14 protein-coding genes are annotated in these 16,037 nt (G+C 74.0%); 6 read left to right on the top strand and 8 right to left on the bottom strand.

The genetic code is table 11. From position 1 onward, the window contains the following. The first annotated feature begins 14 nt into the window (after window positions 1–14). Both BLT44_RS02580 and BLT44_RS02585 read left to right on the top strand, forming a co-directional pair. Complete coding sequence (locus tag BLT44_RS02580; RefSeq protein ID WP_010155704.1) at window positions 15–818, top strand: enoyl-CoA hydratase/isomerase family protein; 804 nt, start codon at window positions 15–17, stop codon at window positions 816–818. Continuing rightward, window positions 815–1,315, top strand: a complete 501-nt coding sequence (locus BLT44_RS02585) for a hotdog fold thioesterase (protein WP_010155703.1) — start codon at window positions 815–817, stop codon at window positions 1,313–1,315. Before BLT44_RS02580 ends, BLT44_RS02585 begins: the two co-directional genes overlap by 4 nt. Here BLT44_RS02585 and pdxR read toward each other — a convergent pair. After that, entirely contained in the window at window positions 1,276–2,811 is a 1,536-nt protein-coding gene (pdxR, locus tag BLT44_RS02590; protein ID WP_074689888.1) for a MocR-like pyridoxine biosynthesis transcription factor PdxR, read from the bottom strand. The two genes, BLT44_RS02585 and pdxR, sit on opposite strands and share 40 nt — an antisense overlap. 188 nt (window positions 2,812–2,999) lie before the next feature. On the opposite strand from pdxR, the gene BLT44_RS02595 reads away from it, so the two are divergent. Together BLT44_RS02595 and BLT44_RS02600 are read left to right on the top strand one after the other, a co-directional pair. Continuing rightward, window positions 3,000–3,896: a dihydrodipicolinate synthase family protein gene (locus BLT44_RS02595; protein ID WP_010157897.1), complete on the top strand. Its 897-nt coding sequence runs from the start codon at window positions 3,000–3,002 to the stop codon at window positions 3,894–3,896. Further along, entirely contained in the window at window positions 3,874–5,187 is a 1,314-nt protein-coding gene (locus BLT44_RS02600; protein WP_218130072.1) for an MFS transporter, read from the top strand. The genes BLT44_RS02595 and BLT44_RS02600 overlap by 23 nt, the downstream gene beginning before the upstream one ends. A 440-nt stretch (window positions 5,188–5,627) precedes the next feature. Here BLT44_RS02600 and BLT44_RS02605 read toward each other — a convergent pair whose 3' ends face one another. Together BLT44_RS02605 and BLT44_RS02610 are read right to left on the bottom strand one after the other, a co-directional pair. Next, window positions 5,628–7,751 carry a YhgE/Pip domain-containing protein gene (locus BLT44_RS02605; protein WP_074689890.1) on the bottom strand — a complete coding sequence of 708 codons (2,124 nt, stop codon included), beginning with the start codon at window positions 7,749–7,751 and terminating at the stop codon, window positions 5,628–5,630. Then, the gene (locus BLT44_RS02610; protein WP_083351962.1) at window positions 7,748–10,618 is read right to left on the bottom strand and encodes an MMPL family transporter; all 2,871 of its coding nucleotides are present in this window, start codon (window positions 10,616–10,618) and stop codon (window positions 7,748–7,750) included. The genes BLT44_RS02605 and BLT44_RS02610 overlap by 4 nt, the downstream gene beginning before the upstream one ends. A 184-nt stretch (window positions 10,619–10,802) precedes the next feature. Between BLT44_RS02610 and BLT44_RS02615 the strand changes: the two genes are divergently transcribed. Beyond that, window positions 10,803–11,528, top strand: coding sequence for a TetR/AcrR family transcriptional regulator (locus BLT44_RS02615; protein ID WP_010155698.1), 726 nt, complete (start codon window positions 10,803–10,805; stop codon window positions 11,526–11,528). Here the strand turns inward: BLT44_RS02615 and BLT44_RS16025 are convergent. Then, window positions 11,515–12,141, bottom strand: coding sequence for an FMN-dependent NADH-azoreductase (locus BLT44_RS16025; protein WP_010155697.1), 627 nt, complete (start codon window positions 12,139–12,141; stop codon window positions 11,515–11,517). The two genes, BLT44_RS02615 and BLT44_RS16025, sit on opposite strands and share 14 nt — an antisense overlap. Window positions 12,142–12,198: 57 nt before the next feature. On the opposite strand from BLT44_RS16025, the gene dcd reads away from it, so the two are divergent. Then, window positions 12,199–12,804, top strand: coding sequence for a dCTP deaminase (gene dcd / locus BLT44_RS02625; protein WP_010155695.1), 606 nt, complete (start codon window positions 12,199–12,201; stop codon window positions 12,802–12,804). A 70-nt stretch (window positions 12,805–12,874) separates the two neighbouring features. Here the strand turns inward: dcd and BLT44_RS02630 are convergent, their stop codons facing one another. The 4 genes from BLT44_RS02630 to BLT44_RS02645 form a co-directional block, all read right to left on the bottom strand. Continuing rightward, window positions 12,875–13,213 (bottom strand): DMT family transporter, encoded by a 339-nt coding sequence (locus BLT44_RS02630; RefSeq protein WP_010155694.1) that lies wholly within the window; start codon window positions 13,211–13,213, stop codon window positions 12,875–12,877. Continuing rightward, window positions 13,210–13,584: a DMT family transporter gene (locus BLT44_RS02635; RefSeq protein WP_010155693.1), complete on the bottom strand. Its 375-nt coding sequence runs from the start codon at window positions 13,582–13,584 to the stop codon at window positions 13,210–13,212. Before BLT44_RS02635 ends, BLT44_RS02630 begins: the two co-directional genes overlap by 4 nt. After that, window positions 13,581–13,889 carry a hypothetical protein gene (locus BLT44_RS02640; RefSeq protein WP_010155692.1) on the bottom strand — a complete coding sequence of 103 codons (309 nt, stop codon included), beginning with the start codon at window positions 13,887–13,889 and terminating at the stop codon, window positions 13,581–13,583. Before BLT44_RS02640 ends, BLT44_RS02635 begins: the two co-directional genes overlap by 4 nt. 79 nt (window positions 13,890–13,968) lie before the next feature. Then, a complete protein-coding gene (locus BLT44_RS02645) occupies window positions 13,969–15,969 on the bottom strand; it encodes a bifunctional copper resistance protein CopD/cytochrome c oxidase assembly protein (RefSeq protein WP_010155691.1) in 2,001 nt (666 codons plus the stop codon). Window positions 15,970–16,037: the final 68 nt, after the last annotated feature.

The following is a 16,037-nucleotide window of genomic DNA, read 5'->3' on the forward strand; positions in this document are numbered from 1 at the left end:
GAACCGGAGCCCGCATGATCACTCTGACCATCGCCGACGACGTCGCGGAGATCACCCTCGACGCGCCCGAGCGCCTGAACGCGCTCGGCCCCGACGACCTCCGCGAGCTCTCGGAGGCATACGCGCGCGCCGAGCAGCAGCGGGTGCGCGCACTCGTGCTGCGCGGGGAGGGGCTCGCGTTCTGCGCGGGGCGCGACATCTCGGGCGTCGACCCGCGCACCGACGACGTACACGGCTATCTCGGCGAGCTCGTGCAGCCGCTGCTCGAGCGCATGAGCCGCTTCCCCGCCCCCACGTTCGCCGCCGCGCACGGCGCGTGCCTCGGCGTCGGGCTCGGACTGCTCATCGCGACCGACGTGGTCTACGTCGCCGAGACCGCGAAGATCGGGAGCCCCTTCGCGAACCTCGGCGCGACCCTCGACTCGGGCGGGCACGCCCTGTTCTTCGAGCGGCTCGGCGCTCACCGCACCCTCGACCTCATCTACTCGGGCCGCCTCATGTCGGGCGCCGAGGCCGTGGCCTCGGGCCTCTTCTCGCGGTCGTTCCCCGACGCCGAGGTGCTCGACGCGACCCGTGCGGCTGCGGCGAGCGCGGCGCGCGGCGCGACCGAGGCGTTCCTCGCGTCGAAGGCGCTCGTCGCCGAGCTGCGCGATGAGCGCCTCGGGCTGTGGCGGTCGATGGCGCACGAGAACCGCGTGCAGGCCGCGCTCTGCGGCACCGACGACTACCGGGAGGGGTTCGCGGCGTTCCAGCAGAAGCGGCGGCCCGAGTTCACCGGCGGCTCCCGCTCCCAGCGCTCCTCCGAGGTGCAGGCGTGAACGCGGGTGCGGGCGTGAGCGCGGGTGCGAGTGCGAGCGCGGGCGCGGGTGCAGGCGTGAGCGCGGGCAACTACGTCGCCGAGCACGGCGCCGGCGAGCTGGCCGACGCGATGGGCATCGAGTTCCTCGAGTACACCGTCGAGCGCACGGTCGCCCGCATGCCGGTGCGGGGCAATCGGCAGACCGTCGGGTTCCTCCACGGCGGCGCCTACGTGGTGCTCGGCGAGACGCTCGGGTCGCTCGCGGCGAACCTCCACGCCGGGCCGGGTCGCCTCGCCGTGGGCATCGACATCAACGCGACGCACACGCACTCGGCCACCGCGGGCTTCGTGACCGCGGTCTGCACGCCCGTGCATCTCGGGCGCAGTCTCACCGTGCACGAGATCGTGGTCACCGACGAGGGGGGCCACCGGTGCTGCACGATGCGCATGAGCAACCTCGTCAAGGCGATGCCCTATCACGCGCGCACCGACGCGCTGCCCCGATCCGCGCCCTGAACTGCGCCCCGGTCCTCGCCCCGATCCTCGCACCGATCCTCGTTCCGAGCCCCCGCCAGCACCTCGGTGATGTGCTGCAGCGCCCCGTGCAGCTGCACGTCGCTCGCCGCCCCGTAGCCGAGCACCAGGCCGTGCGGGGCGCTCGCGGGGTCGTCGTAGTACTCGTGCAGCGGGGTCGTGGCCACCCCCCGCGCCGCGAGCTCGCGCACCGCCGCGGCGGCCGTCGGCCCCGGCTCCCAGGTCAGCGTCGCGTGCAGCCCGGCCTCGACCGCGTGCACGCGCACCCCAGGCGCACCCGCGAACGCGTCGATCACGAGCGTGCGGCGATGCGCGTACGCGCGCCCCACCCGCGCGAGGTGACGCCGCAGCCCGCCGCTCTCCAAGAACTCCGCGAGGGCGTGCTGCACCGTTCCCGAGAGCGGCAGCCCGAGATCGGCGCGCGCCGCGAGCGCCCGTTCGCGCACATCGGGGTGCCGCACCACCACGTACCCGCACCGCAGCCACGGCGAGAGCGTCTTCGAGTAGCTGCCGACGAGGGCGACGCGGCGCTCGTCGTCGAGCGACGCGATCGCCGGCAGCGCGGGGGCGCCGTGGCGGAACTCGCTGTCGTAGTCGTCCTCGATCACGAGGGCGTCGCGCTCGCGCGCCCAGTCGAGCACGGCGAGGCGGCCTGCGACGGGCATGCGGCCGCCGAGCGGGTACTGGTGGCTCGGCGTGAGCAGCACGCCGGCGAACGGCCCCTCCTGCGCGCGCAGCGCCTCGACGTCGATGCCGCCGCCGCGCACGGGAACGCCGACGGAGTGCCCGCCCAGGCGCCGGATCACCCGGCGCGATGCGGGGTACCCCGGCTCCTCGGTCGCGATCCGCGCACCCACCGGCCCCTCCGCGCGGAGCGCGTGCATCAGCAGCGCGATCCCGTCGTTCGTGCCCGCGGTCAGCAGCACGTCGTCGCGGTCGCACCGCACGCCGCGGGCCTGCAGCAGATGGTCGGCGATCAGCTCCCGCAGGCGCGCGTCGCCCGCCGGCGGGGGCGGCACGGAGGGCAGGTCGCGGCGCAGCGCTCGGCGCCAGGCGGTCTGCCACTCGCGCGTGCCGCCGAACTGCGTGGAGGGGCTCCCGGGCGACAGGTGATGGGCGCTGCGCCCCGGGGCGCCGCTCCGGGCGCCGGGCGCGGGCGGATCCCGATCGGGCCGCGCCGGGCGCGGCGTCGGCCGTCGCCCGGCGACGATGCTCAGATCCGCCGCGACGAAGGTGCCCGACCCCGGCACCGAGACGCAGTAGCCCTCGCCGATGAGCTCCTCGAACGCGGCGATGACGGTGCCGCGGGAGCAGCCCGTCGCGGCCGCGAGCGACCGGGAGGAGGGGAGCTGGGCGCCCGCCGCGATCTGCCCCGCGAGCACCGCTTCCCGCAGCTGCTCGACGAGGTGCTCCCGAGCCGTCGCCCCGGGCGCCGCGGTCGTGTCGAGCACGAGGTCGACCGGGATCCGATGTCGCATCGCCGCCTTTCCGGTCCACTGAACATGAATGATTCCGGAGTAACGGTACAACCAGTCGGCGCGGCACGATAGTGCTCAGGCCGTTCGCGTCGATCGGAGACGCGCACGGCCGATCGCCCCGGGCGGCCCGATCCGCCCCCGATCCGCCCCCGATCCGCCCCCTCAGCACGTTCAGGAATGGAGCTCCCGTGTTCACCGGTCTCAGCGCGTTTCCCCTCACCCCCTTCGTCGACGACGCCGTCGACGAAACCGCCTACGCCAGCCTCGTCGAGCGGCTCGCCGCCACCGAGGTCGACTCGATCACCGCCCTCGGATCGACGGGCTCGTACGCGTACCTGAGCCCCGAGGAGCGCTCGCGCGTCGCCCGCCTCGCCGTCGCGCACGCGGGCGCGACCCCCGTGCACGTCGGAGTCGGCGCGCTCCGCACCTCGCACGTGCTCGACAACGTGCGGAGCGCCGAGGCCGCCGGAGCCTCGGGGGTGCTGCTCGCGCCGATGACCTACCAGCCGCTCACCGACGACGACGTCTTCGAGCTGTTCGCCGCCGTCGCGGGGGCCACGCAGCTGCCCATCATCGTCTACGACAACCCCGGCACGACGCATTTCGCGTTCACCACCGAGCTCTACGGCCGCATCGCGCAGCTGCCCGGCATCGCGTCGGTCAAGATTCCCGCCCTGCCCGCCGACGCGACGGCCGCCGCGGATCGCATGGCCCGGATCCGGGCGGTGCTCCCCGAGCACGTCACCGTCGGCATCTCGGGCGACGCGTTCGCCGCCGCGGGCCTCGCGGCGGGGTGCGACGCCTGGTACTCGGTGACCGCCGGCACGCTGCCGCAGACCGCGCTGCGCATCCTCCGCGCGGCGCGGTCGGGCGATCCGGGCGCCGGGATCCGGGAATCGGAGGCGCTGCACCCCCTCTGGCGCCTCTTCAGTACGATGAGCGGCAGCCTGCGCGTCGTCGCCGCGATCGCCGAGCACCTCGGGCTCGTGCGCCGCGGATCCCTCCCCCTCCCGATCCTCGGCCTCACCGAGGCGCAGCGCGCCGAAGTCGCACAGGTCGCAGATGACCTCGGCCTCGTCAGCTGACGCGATGCCGCGCGGCGGGGGCGCGGATGCGGCTGCGGATGCGGCTGCGGATGCGGCTGCGGCTGCTGATGCAGCTGCGGATGCGGCAGCGCGGAGCGGCGAGGTCGAGCGGCCGCGCGGCGGGCTCGCGCGCTACGTCTTCGCCGCGACGCTCGTGCGGAGCGCCGACGGCGGCGCGGTCGTCGCGATCGTGCTGCTCGCGCAGCACGCGGGGCTCCCCGCCTGGGTGTCGGGCCTGCTGGGCGCGTCGATCACCGCACCGCACCTGCTCGGCCCATTCATCTCGCGCAGACTCGACACGGCCCGCGACGGGCGCATCGTCATCGCCGCCGCCGCCCTCGTGCACGGCGCACTGCTCGGCATCGCCGCGCTCCTCCTGCCCCACACCTGGGCCGTGGTGCCCGCACTCCTCCTCGGCGTCTCGGGCCTCTTCGGCCCGATGCTCACCGGCGGCATCAGCAGCCGACTGCCCGCGATCGCGGGCCCCGCGCAGCGGCATCAGCGGCGGGCGCAGAGCTGGGACGTGGCGAGCTACGGCGTCAGCGGCACCCTCGGCCCCGCGTCGGTGGCGTGGATCGCGGCGGGCCCCGGGCCCCTGACGGCGGCGCTCGTGCTCGCGGGCGCCGCGATCTTCGGGGCGGCCGCGGTGCTGGCGCTCCCCCGGCAGACCGCCGCCGCCGACGCCGCGGCGGTGCCGTCGCCGGTGCAGACGCTGCGGCGCATCTGGGGCTCCGGGCCGCTGCGGCGCACGCTCGCCCTCACCGTCACGGTCGCGTTCTCGGTCGCCGTGCTGCCGATCTACGCGGTGGCGGTCGCTCCGCAGTTCGGCGGCGCCGCCCTCGCGGCCGCCCTGGTCGCCGGTTACGGGGTCGGCAATCTGGTCGGGTCGGCGATCCTCATGGCGAAGCCGTTGCCCGGCGACGCCGACCGACTCGTCGTGGCGCTGTGCTTCGCCGTCGCCGCAGCGCTCGCCGTGGTCGCCGCGATGCCGACCTTCGCGGCAGCGCTCATCGCGTGCGGCGCCGCGGGAGTCGCGAACGCCCTGTTCTTCGCCGCGACGCTCGCAGCCCGCAGCGAGTACGCGCCCGTCGAGGCCCGCGGCCAGGTCTTCATCTGGGTCGGCGCGCTGAAGATCGCCGCCGGATCCGCGGGAACGGCCACCGCGGGCGTGCTGCTCTTCGGCGCGGCGTGGATGCCGGTGGCGCTCGTCGCGGGGGTGTGCGTCGCGGCGGGGCTGCTGAGCGCGCGCTCGCGGTCGCGCTCCCCCGCCGAGCACGAGGGTTCCGCCTGAGCAGGCTCCCCGCCGAAAGTGAGGGTTCCGCCTGAGCAGGCTCCCCCGCCGAGAGTGAGGGTTCCGCCTGAGCACGACGGAATAGCGCCGCGCGAAACCCTCACACTCGGCGCACACCCTCGTGCTCGCAGGTGTGAGGCCGGCAGCGCCGCCTGCCGCACCCCCTACCGCGCGCTCGCGCTCGCGCTCCCCCGCCGAGCACGAGGGTTCCGCGCGAGCCGGGTCGCCCGCCGAGCACGAGGGTTCCGCCTGAGCACGAGGGAATCGCGCCGCGCGAAACCCTCATTCTCGGCGTACACCCTCGTGCTCGCCGCGGGGAGGACGGCTGACGTCGCCAGGAGCGGCGGCGTGCGCCGGAGGCGGCGGCGCCGCAGGCGGCGGGGCGCAGGGGCGGCGCGGGCCCCAACCGCCCACGCCGCCCCCACCGCCTCCGCCGCCCCCTACCGCGCCGCCGAGCGCCGCGCGCGGGCGACCGCGAACGCGGTCAGCAGCAGGCCCGCCGCCGCCCACAGGGCGAGCACCACGGCCGAGCCCCCGGCCGATCCCGAGCCGGTCGCGATGCCCAGGAAGCCGTCGAGCGCCGCCCCCAGCGGGCTCGCGTCGCCCACCGCGGCGAGCGGTGCCGGCACGGTCGAGACGACGCCGACGGCGAAGGCGACGACCAGCAGTACGAAGGCGAGGAATCGTCCGGCGCCGCCGAGCAGCGCCGACATCCCCTGCACGAGCAGCGTGAAGGCGATGCCCGCGACCAGCGCGAAGCCGAGGAACCGCAGCCCCTGGGCGACGTCGTACCCGAGTGCGACGGGCAGCACGAGCCCGGCGGCGGCGCCCTGGATCGCGCCGAGCACGACCGCCGGGAGCGCGCTGCGCAGCGTGATGTACCCCACCCCGCGCGCCGCATCGCGGGTGCGCCGCCACAGCGGCGCCAGCACGAGGAACGCGGCCAGCGCGCCCGCCCAGAGCGCGATGCCCGCGAAGAGCGGGGCGCCCGAGGCGGTGAACAGCTCGTCACTGCCGCCCTCGGCCAGCACCGGCGTCACGGCGGTGCGCGCGAGCCGCTCCCGCTCGGCGTCGGTGGTGACCGGCACGCTCTCCGCCGCGGTCTCGAGACCGGTCGCGAGCTCCCCGGCCCCGCCGGCGAGCTGCTCGGTGCCGCCCACGAGTTCGCCGGTGCCGTCGGCGAGCTGCGTCGCACCGTCGGCGAGCTGCGGGGCGCTGGCGGCCAGTTCCCCCGTGCCGGCGCTGAGCGTCGCCGCGCCATCGGCGAGCTGCGCCGCACCCGCCGAGAGCTGCCCGCCCTCCGCCGCCAGTCGGTCGAGGCCCGAGCCGAACTCGGTCAGGCCGTCGGTGAGCTGCCCGAGCTGGGCGAGCTGCGCCGCGGGGTCGGCCCCGGCAGCCCCGCCGCCGATCTGCTGCTGCAGCGCGTCGGTGGCCTGCGCCACGCCGGCGGCGCCCGTGCCCGCGTCGGCGAGCCCGCCGCCGATCGCGCCGGCGTGGGCCTGCAGCCTGCCTGCGAGCCCCTCGCAGAAGGCGGGGTCGCTCCCGCTCGCGAAGCACTCGGCGACCAGCGGTTCGATGTCTGCGGCGAGCGCGGTCGCACCGGCGCCGGCGCTCGTCAGCCCCTGTTCGAGCTGCACCGACGGCGCCGCCGCACTCGCCTGCAGCTGCTGCAGCGCCCCCGCGAGGCTCTGCAGCTGCTGCACGGCGGCCGTCGCGCCGGCTGCGAGCGAGGGGTACGCATCGGCGAGCTGCTGCGTGCCCGCGACGTAGGCGCCGACTCCCGTCGCGAGGTCGCCCGATCCGGTCGCGAGTGCGCCGGCGCCGCTCGCGAGCTGCTGGGTGCCGTCGGCGAGCTGCCGGGTGCCGTCGGCGAGCTGCGTCACGCCGTCGTCGAGCTGCGCGGCTCCCGCTGACAGGTCGGAGGCGCCGTCCGCGAGCCCGGCGGCCCCGTCTGCGGCGTCGCCCACCCCCGCGCCGAGCTCGTTGAAGCCGACGTAGACGCCGTCGACGAATTGCTCGCCGAGCTGCTCGTTCAGCACCCGCGTCGCGGTCTGCGTCACGATGCCCGAGAGCGCGGTGTCGATGAGTCGGCCGCGGTCGCTCTCGGTCACGTCGATCCTCGCCTGCGTCGCATCGCTCGGGTCGCCCGACAGCGAGGTCGCGTCTCGCGAGAAGCTCTTCGGAATCGTCACGACGGTCGCGTACCGGCCGTCGGCGACGCCCGCGGCTGCGTCGTCGGCGTCGGTGAGCACCCACGTGAAATTCGTCGTGCCGCCGTCGGCGGATATCGCGCCCGCTCCGGTATCGCGGCCCGGATCAGCGGCGCCCGGATCGCCGATGAGCTCGCCCGCGAGCACGCGCCCGAGGGGCACGACCTGCCCGTCGACCTCGGCCCCCTCGTCGAGGTTGACCACGGCGGCGGTCACGCGCTCGAGGCGCTCGTTCGGGTTCCAGAGCCCCCAGAGCAGCACGCCCGCGATCGTCAGCGGCACGAGCATGATGCCGACGACCGTGGTCCATCGCACGGGTCGGGTGCTCTTCAGTCGAGTCAGTGCTGCGCTCATCGTGCGCTCCCTTCGTGGTCGCGGGATTGCGACGCCGCGTGCGGTTCTGCGGGGCGGGTGCCCGTCTCGGGGGCGCCCACCGCAGGAACGCCCTCCCCGGAAGCGCCCACCGCGGAAGCGCCCACCCCGTGAGCACTCGCCGGGGCGACGAGCTCCGTGTCGGCGGGCAGCAGGCGCCGCGCGGCTTCGGCGCCGCCGAGCACGAGGAAGGTGCACTCGGGTGCCGCTCCGCGCGCGCCGTCGACGGCGTGCGCCGCGAGGGCGGATCGCGCGTCGTCGACCGCCGGGGCCGCGTCGTCGACCGCCCCCGGGTCGGCGTCGGCGCCCGAGCGCCCGCGCAGGTCGAGCACGAGCACTGCGGGGCGGTCGCGCAGGGCGGCGCGCAGCGTCTCCGCGGTCGCCCAGGCGGAGCGCGTGCGCAGGGAGGCGGCGCGCTCGGGGAGCAGCAGTCCTGCCACCTTCGCGGTGCCCCCGGCGATGGGCCGTCGACCGGTCAGCGCCTCGGCGAGCGGAGCCGCGTCGGCGAGCTCGTGCGGGTCGAGCACGAGCGCCTGGCCCGCTGCGACGCGCACCGTCGGCGACACGGCGCCCGGGCGCAGCGCGAGGGCGTCCGCCGCCACCCGGGCGTCGGGCAGGTCGGCGGGCCAGGCGGCGTGCGCGAGCTCGCGGGCGAGGCCCTCGCCCTCGACGTCGAAGACGGGCAGCATGCGGCTGAGCCGGCGCGGCATGCTCCAGGCGCGGTCGCCGAGGAGCGCGAGCACCGCCGGCACGAGCGTCATGCGCACGATGAACGCGTCGACGAAGACGCCGACGGCGAGCCCGAGCGCGATCACCTTGATGCTCGGGTCGCCCTCGGGCACGAAGGCGGCGAACACGGCGAACATGATGAGCGCGGCGGCGGTCACCACCTTCGCGCTGCCGACGAATCCGCGGCGGATCGCGGTCTGCGCGTCGGCGCCGTGCACGTACTCCTCGCGGATGCGCGAGACGAGGAAGACCTCGTAGTCCATGGCGAGGCCGAAGAGCACGCCCATGAGGATGATGGGCATGAAGCTCAGCACGGGGCCGGTCGCGTGCACGTGGAGGGCGTCGCCGAACCAGCCCCACTGGAAGACGGCGACGACCGCTCCGAAGGCGACGCCGACGGAGAGCAGGTAGCCGAGCGTCGCCTTGATGGGCACCCACACCGAGCGGAAGACCATGGCGAGCAGGATCAGCGAGAGCCCGACCACGAGCACGCCGAAGGGCAGCAGCGCCTCGCCGAGCAGGTGCGACACGTCGATGCCCACTGCGGTGAATCCGGTCACCGCCAGGCTGACGCCGTACTCGTCGAGCCAGGCGTCGTGGTGCGCGCGGAGCTCGGCGACGAGCTCGGATGTGCTCTCGGCCTGCGGGCCCTCCTCGGGCACGACCTGGATGATGCCGGTGTCGGCGTTCTGGTTCGGTGTGGCGAGCGGCACGTCGTGCACGCCGGGGATGCCGCGCACCTCGTCGGCAAGATCCTCCATCAGCCCGACTGGGTCGTCGCTGGTGATGATCGATCCGGTGAGCAGGAGCGGCCCGTTGGCGCCCTCGCCGAAGTGCTCGCCGGTGAGCTCGTAGGTGATGCGGGCGGGGTCGGTCGCCTCGAGGGTCTCGGCTCCGGGGAGCGCGAGTCGGAGCTGCGTCATCGGGATGGCCGCGACGCCGAGCACCACCAGCACGGCGAGGATCGTGGCGACGGGTTTCGCGGTGACGGCGCGCACCCATCCGCCGAAGAAGCGGTCGGCGCGGCTCGTCGCCCGCGCGGGCGCGCTCGCGGGCGCTTCGACGGCGTCGCCCGCGGCGAGCGCGGCGCGCTGGCGCCGGGGCAGAATCTTGAGCCCGGCCATGGCGAGGATGGCGGGGGTGAGCGTGACGCCGATGAGCACGGCGACCGCGACGCCGGCTGCTGCGGCGACGCCGAGCGCGGTGAGGAACGGGATGCCCGCGACGGCGAGGCCGAGCAGGGCGATGATCACCGTGAGCCCGGCGAAGACGACGGCCGATCCGCTCGTCGCGGTGGCGCGGGCGATCGATTCGGTGATGCCGAGGCCCGATCGCAGCTGCTCCTGGTGCCGGCTCACGATGAAGAGGGTGTAGTCGATGCCGACGGCGAGCCCGAGCATGAGGGCGAGCATGGGGGTGGTCGAGGTCATCTCGGCGAACGCGGTGGTGACGAACAGCCCGGCGATCGTGACGCCGACCCCGATGATCGCGATGACGAGCGGCATGCCGGCGGCGGCGAGGGAGCCGAGCGTGAAGAGCAGCACGATGAAGGCGATGAGCACGCCGATCGCCTCGGTCGCGGTGAAGCCGGGGATCGACACGGAGAACACGTCGCCGCCGTAGGAGACCTGGGTGCCCTGGGGCAGGCGATCCTGGAGGCGCTCGGTCGTCTCGATGATGCCGTCGGTCGTCGCCTCGGGCACGTCGCTCTGGGAATCGGTGATCTGGATCGTGAGGAGCGCGGCCCGCCCGTCGTCGCTGAGGTCGCTCGCCCCCTGCTCGGCGAAGGGGGATGCGACGGCGCTCACGTGGTCGAGCTGCTCGAGTTCGTCGACGGCTGCTGCAACGGCCTGCCGGGTGCGCGGCTCGTCGGCGCGGGCGCCCTCGGGGGCCACGACGATAATGGTGGCGCTCGTGCCGCTCACCTCGGGGAAGGTACGGCCGAGTGTGTCGATCGCCTCCTGCGATTCCGTGCCGGGGATGGTGATCGGCGCGTTCGCGCCCTGCGAGAACAGGCCGGCTGCGATGCCGAGCACGGCGAGGATCGCGATCCACATCGCGAGCACCAGCCATCTCGCGCGCGTCGCCCAGAGTCCGATCGCGTGGAGCAGAGTCGACATGGGGTGGAGCCTCTCGGTCGGGGCGGAGCGGGGAGCGGGCGGAGCGGGGAGCCGGCGGAGCGGGTTCGATGCACGAGTGCATCCGTTCCGATGCACGAGTGTATCCGATTCGGTACACTCCTGTATCGGGAGCCGCTCAGGCTAGGCTCTCCCTGCTGGCCGCAGACCGGAGAGGAGGCCCGCGATGACGAGCACCGCGCACCAGGATCCGCCGACGGCGCGCCGCCGAGAGACACGCAGCCGCCTGCTCGACGCCGCCACGGAGGTCTTCGCCGAGGCCGGGGTGCAGAGCGCCTCAGTGGAGCAGGTGTGCGCCCGCGCCGGCTACTCCCGCGGCGCGTTCTACTCGAACTTCACCTCCAAGGAGCAGCTGTTCCTCGCACTGCTCGAGCGCGAATTCGACCGGCGCATCGACGACGTCGAAGCCACCATCGCCGAGCTCACGCCCACGCTGCAGCAGCACCACGGCAGCATCGACGCCGAGCAGGCCGCCGCCTACATCGCCCGGTTCATCGCCGCGGAGCAGGGCGGCGCCCACTGGATCATCCTCGAGCACGAGTTCGCGCTGCTCGCGATGCGCGACCCCGAGATCGCACCGGGCTACCTCGCACTCCTCGAACGCGCGACCGCCGGCCTCGCCGCACTCGTCGAGACCGCGATCGCCGCGGCCGGCCGCCGCTTCACCCTCCCCACCGATCGCACCACCGAGCTCATCAACGACATGTGCGAGCGCGCGGCGCGCGTCTCGGCCCTGCAAGGCGCGCCCGGGGGCGAGGATCACCCGCGCGGCATCGCCGCGCTCCCCCGCGAGATCGGCGAGCTGCTCTTCGCGGTGACCGAGCCGGTCGAGCCGATCGAGCCGGGCGAAGCGGCCCGGCACGTCGCGACGCCGCCCGTCACCCCGCGCTGATCGTACGACCCAGCTCGGCGGCCTCCGCCTCCGCACGCCGCAGGTCCGCCGCAGCCCACTCCGCCCCGAGCTCCGGCAGCATCTCCGCGAGCGTGCGGCTCGTGCCCACCACGTGCACCTCCATGCCGAACCCCGCCGCGAAGAGATGCGCGAGCGGCGCCGTCACGAAATCCTGCACCTCCGGCTCGAGCGGCCCGCCCTGCGCGGTGACGATCACCGCGGGCCGTCCCGCCAGCGGGCGCTCCGAACCCGCCCACGACGCCGTGACGCCGGGCACGTGCACGAGATCGATCCACGCCTTCAGCGTCGACGGCATGGCATAGTTGTACATCGGCGCACCCACCACCAGGGCATCGGCGTCGAGCAGCTCGGCGATCAGCCGATCCTGCATGCGCCGCGTCGACGCCTCGAGCGGGTCGCCGCCGCGCAGCGCCTCCGGCCAGTGCTGCGCGCGCTCGCGCAGGTGCGGCGGCTGGTCGTCGTGCAGGTCCCGCTGCACCACCGTGAACGCATCGCCCCGACCCATCCAGGCCTCCGCGACCGCGTTCGTGAGCACGCGCGTGCGCGAGGCGCGATCGGCAACGGCTCCGTCGATCTGCAGCAGTGTCGGCACGAGATCCCCTTCCCCGCTCTCGAGACGAGGATACCCCCGCTCCCGTAGAATCGAGCCGTGCTGCTCTCAGATCGCGACATCAAGGCCGAACTCGAATCGGGACGCATCGGGCTCGCCCCGAGCGAAGCCTCGATGGTGCAGCCCTCGAGCGTCGACGTGCGGCTCGACCGGTACTTCCGCCTGTTCGACAACCACAAGTACGCGGTGATCGACCCCGCCGAGGAGCAGCCGGAGCTGACGCGCCTCATCGAGGTCGACCCCGAGGAGGGCTTCATTCTGCACCCCGGCGAGTTCGTGCTCGGATCGACGTTCGAGCAGGTCTCGCTGCCCGACGACATCGCCGCGCGACTCGAGGGCAAGAGCTCGCTCGGGCGGCTCGGCCTGCTCACCCACTCGACCGCCGGCTTCATCGATCCGGGCTTCTCGGGTCACGTCACCCTCGAGCTCTCCAACGTCGCGACGCTGCCGATCCGCCTCTGGCCCGGCATGAAGATCGGCCAGCTCTGCTTCTTCAAACTCACCTCGCCCGCCGAGCGCCCCTACGGCTCGGGCGCGACGTTCTCGCGCTACCTCGGCCAGCGCGGCCCGACGGCCTCGCGCTCGCACCTCAACTTCCACCGCGCCGACGTGACCGCCACCTCTGCCGGAGCGCTCGGGGCCTGATACCCGGCGGGCGGATCGGCGGGCCGCTGCTCGCGCTGCGCCCCGCCCGTGCGCGGCGCGTACCGCGCGCCTAGTGCTGCGCGCCCAGCTCGACGAGCAGCACGCCGGCGCCGATCAGCGCGATGCCCGCGCCCATCACCCACGTCAGCGGCTCCTTGAAGAGCACGCGGCTCATCACGGCGGTGAGCGCGACGCCGATCGCCGCCCAGATGCCGTACGCGACGCCCAGCGCCATGCCGAGCGACAGCGTCACCGACAGCATCACGAACGCCGTCAGATACCCGACCGCCACAGCGACGAACCAGAGCCGGCTCGGGCGCTTTCCGGGCGTCGCCGTCGTCGCGACACGCAGTGAGAGCGACGCCGACACCTCGGTGACGATCGCGATGGCCAGGGTGACGAACATCATGCGCCGGCCGTCTCCGACGCTCGCGGCGCTGCGCGCGCTGCACGGCGCTGCGCCGCCTGCGATCCCAGCTCGACGAGCAGCACGCCCCCGATGATCAGCACGATCCCGGCGCCCATGAGCGCGGTGAACGGCTCGCGGAAGACGACCGTCGACAGCCCGGCGGTGAGCGCGACCCCGGTCGCTCCCCAGATGCCGTACGCGACGCCGAGCGGCATGCCGAGCGACAGCACCTTGCCGAGGCAGACGAACGAGCCGACGTACCCGACGGCGACCGCCGCGTACAGCGCCGGGGCGTCCAGCGCGCCCTTCAGGCTCATCGATCCGGCGACCTCCAGCAGAATCGCGGCGGCCAGATAGATCCAGGCCCTCACGTCTCGCCGCGCGCGCGGCGCGCCTCCGACTCGGCGACGATCCGCTGCTGCTGCTTCGCCTGGCGGGTGAGCACCGTCGACAGCACGAGGCCGCCGACCAGGGCGACCCCGATCAGCAGGTACAGCCCGAGATCCGGATCGATCACGCGCGCGACGTACATGAGCACGATGAGGATCGCGAGCACCGCGCCCTCGGTCAGCGCGAACCGCAGGAAGAACCGCATGCGCGAGCGGGACAGCGCGTCGAACTCGCGCTGGCCCACGGCGTCGAGTGCGGGCAGGCCGTGCGAGGCGGGGTGCGTCATGCCTCGAGGCTAGCAACCCGGGGGCGTGCGCCGACGCCGCCGCACCGCACGAGCGCGCGTCGGGGCCGCTCGGTGCGCGTCAGCGCCGCGGCGCAGAGCGCTGCGCGTCGCGCCGGGCCTGCTGCGCGAGCATCTCGTTGTAGGCCTCCAGCTCGGCGCCGCCCGAGCGGTCGTCTGCGCGATCTTTGCGCTTCTGCTCCTTCTCGTCGCTCCGCGACCACTGGATGGCGACGATCAACGCCAGCGCGAGCGTCGGCAGCTCGCCGATGCCCCAGGCGATGCCGCCGCCGGTCGACTGATCCTCCAGCGGCGGCGCCCCCCACGTGCGACCCATCGCCCCGTACCAGTCGGAGAGCAGCAGGCCGTCGCCCGTCATGATGGTGACGCCGAAGAACGCGTGCGACGCCATCGTCGCGAACAGGGTGACGATGCGCAGCGGGTACGGGAAGCGGTACGGCACCGGATCGACGCCGATCATCGACAGGTTGAACAGGTAGCCCGAGATCAGGAAGTGGATGATCATCCACTGGTGCCCGAGATGCTCCTCCGCCGCCCACCGGGCGATCGGCGTGAAGTAGAACACCCACAGCGATCCCGAGAACATGACGGCGGCGAAGGCGGGGTGCGTGACCAGCTTCGAGAAGGGCGTCTGCACCCCCCACAGAATCCACTCGCGGCCGCCCCACGAGCCGTCGCCGCGCTTGTGCGTGGCCCGCAGCGCGAGCGTGACGGGCGCGCCGAGCACGAGGCAGAGCGGGATCAGCATGGCGAACATCATGTGGCCGAGCATGTGCACGCTGAAGAGGTACTGCTCGTACGCGTTGAGCGCGCCGTTCGTCGTGTACGCGAGCAGCAGGATGCCGAGCACCCACGCCGTCGTGCGCCCCGCCGACCACCGGTCGCCGCGTCGGGCCAGTCGCACCACGGCGGCCAGGTACATCGCGATCGCGAAGACGCACACCAGCACCCAGAGCAGATCGAACTTCCACTCCGTGAGATACCGCATCGGGGTGAGCTCGGGCGGCAGCGGATCGCCCGTGAGCCACTCGGCCGGTCCGATGCCGCCCGGCTGATCGCGCACGGGTTCCAGGGCCACAGGCGTGGCGGTGCGGCCGAGCGCCCCGGCGATCCCGCTCGCAATGCCCATCACCGCGAGCTCGGTGACCACGAACCAGGCGAACGGCCGGGTGCCGCTCGCCGACTCCGCGATGCGCGGGATGAGCCGCACCCGCTGCATCGCGCCGAAGGCGCCGAGCACCACGAGCGATCCCGTCTTGAGCAGCACCAGCTGGCCGTAGCCGGTGCCGAGCAGCGCATCCCACGAGCCGACGCGCAGCCAGGCGCTCACGACGCCCGAGGCAGCGACGCCGATGAACGCGAGCAGCGCGATCGACGAGTAGCGGGCGGTGTACGCCGAGAGGCGCTGATGGTCGATCGTGCGCGCGACGCAGATCAGCGTGAGCAGGCCCCCGAGCCACACCGCGGCGCCCACGATGTGCACGAGCAGCGCGTTCACGGCGGCGCCGTGCCCCGAGGCCCCCGCCGCGTGCCCCTGCTGGGCGAGCGGAAGCGCCGTCGCGAGCGCTGCGACCAGCACCACCAGCGTAAGCTTCCTGCCGCGAATGGCGAACGCGAGCACCGTGGTCACCGCGGCGAGCAGCAGTTCGAGCAGCCAGAACTGGCCGAGCTCGATCTCGGTCAAGAACTGCGCGAGACCCGCTCCGAACGAGGCGTCGCCCGAGAACGGCTGGCTCGACACGTCCAGGTAGGTGAGCAGCGTCGCCGCGGCGCTCGCCACGGTGAGCACCGCAGAGGATCCCGCCGCGAAGTCCATGGCGAGCCGCGTCTCCGGCCGGTCGTTGGCGAACACCCAGACCGCCATCACGACCGAGCCGATGAGGCCCGCCATCGCGACGTTCACGATCGTGCGCGTCAGCGGCAGCCCGAAGCGCACGAACGCGCCCGGATCGGCGATCGAGCGCTCGGCGGCGGCACCGCCGATGCCGAGGCCGAGCCAGAGCGCCAGCAGCGTAGCGGCGAGCAGCACGGCAGGGGCGAGAACGCGGACGAAACGGGGCACCCGACTAGCCTACGCGCACCGCGGTGTGAGCTCGGTCGGCACCCATGCGGAGGCGCGGGGGCGCGGGG

Source organism: Leucobacter chromiiresistens (assembly GCF_900102345.1).
GTDB lineage: Bacteria > Actinomycetota > Actinomycetes > Actinomycetales > Microbacteriaceae > Leucobacter > Leucobacter chromiiresistens.

Coding starts and splice junctions, on each gene's coding strand:
- BLT44_RS02580 (WP_010155704.1), top strand. CDS start 15: ATGATCACTCTGACCATCGCCGACGACGTCGCGGAGATCACCCTCGAC.
- pdxR (WP_074689888.1), bottom strand. CDS start 2,811: ATGCGACATCGGATCCCGGTCGACCTCGTGCTCGACACGACCGCGGCG.
- BLT44_RS02600 (WP_218130072.1), top strand. CDS start 3,874: ATGACCTCGGCCTCGTCAGCTGACGCGATGCCGCGCGGCGGGGGCGCG.
- BLT44_RS02605 (WP_074689890.1), bottom strand. CDS start 7,751: ATGAGCGCAGCACTGACTCGACTGAAGAGCACCCGACCCGTGCGATGG.
- BLT44_RS02610 (WP_083351962.1), bottom strand. CDS start 10,618: ATGTCGACTCTGCTCCACGCGATCGGACTCTGGGCGACGCGCGCGAGA.
- BLT44_RS02615 (WP_010155698.1), top strand. CDS start 10,803: ATGACGAGCACCGCGCACCAGGATCCGCCGACGGCGCGCCGCCGAGAG.
- BLT44_RS02630 (WP_010155694.1), bottom strand. CDS start 13,213: ATGATGTTCGTCACCCTGGCCATCGCGATCGTCACCGAGGTGTCGGCG.
- BLT44_RS02640 (WP_010155692.1), bottom strand. CDS start 13,889: ATGACGCACCCCGCCTCGCACGGCCTGCCCGCACTCGACGCCGTGGGC.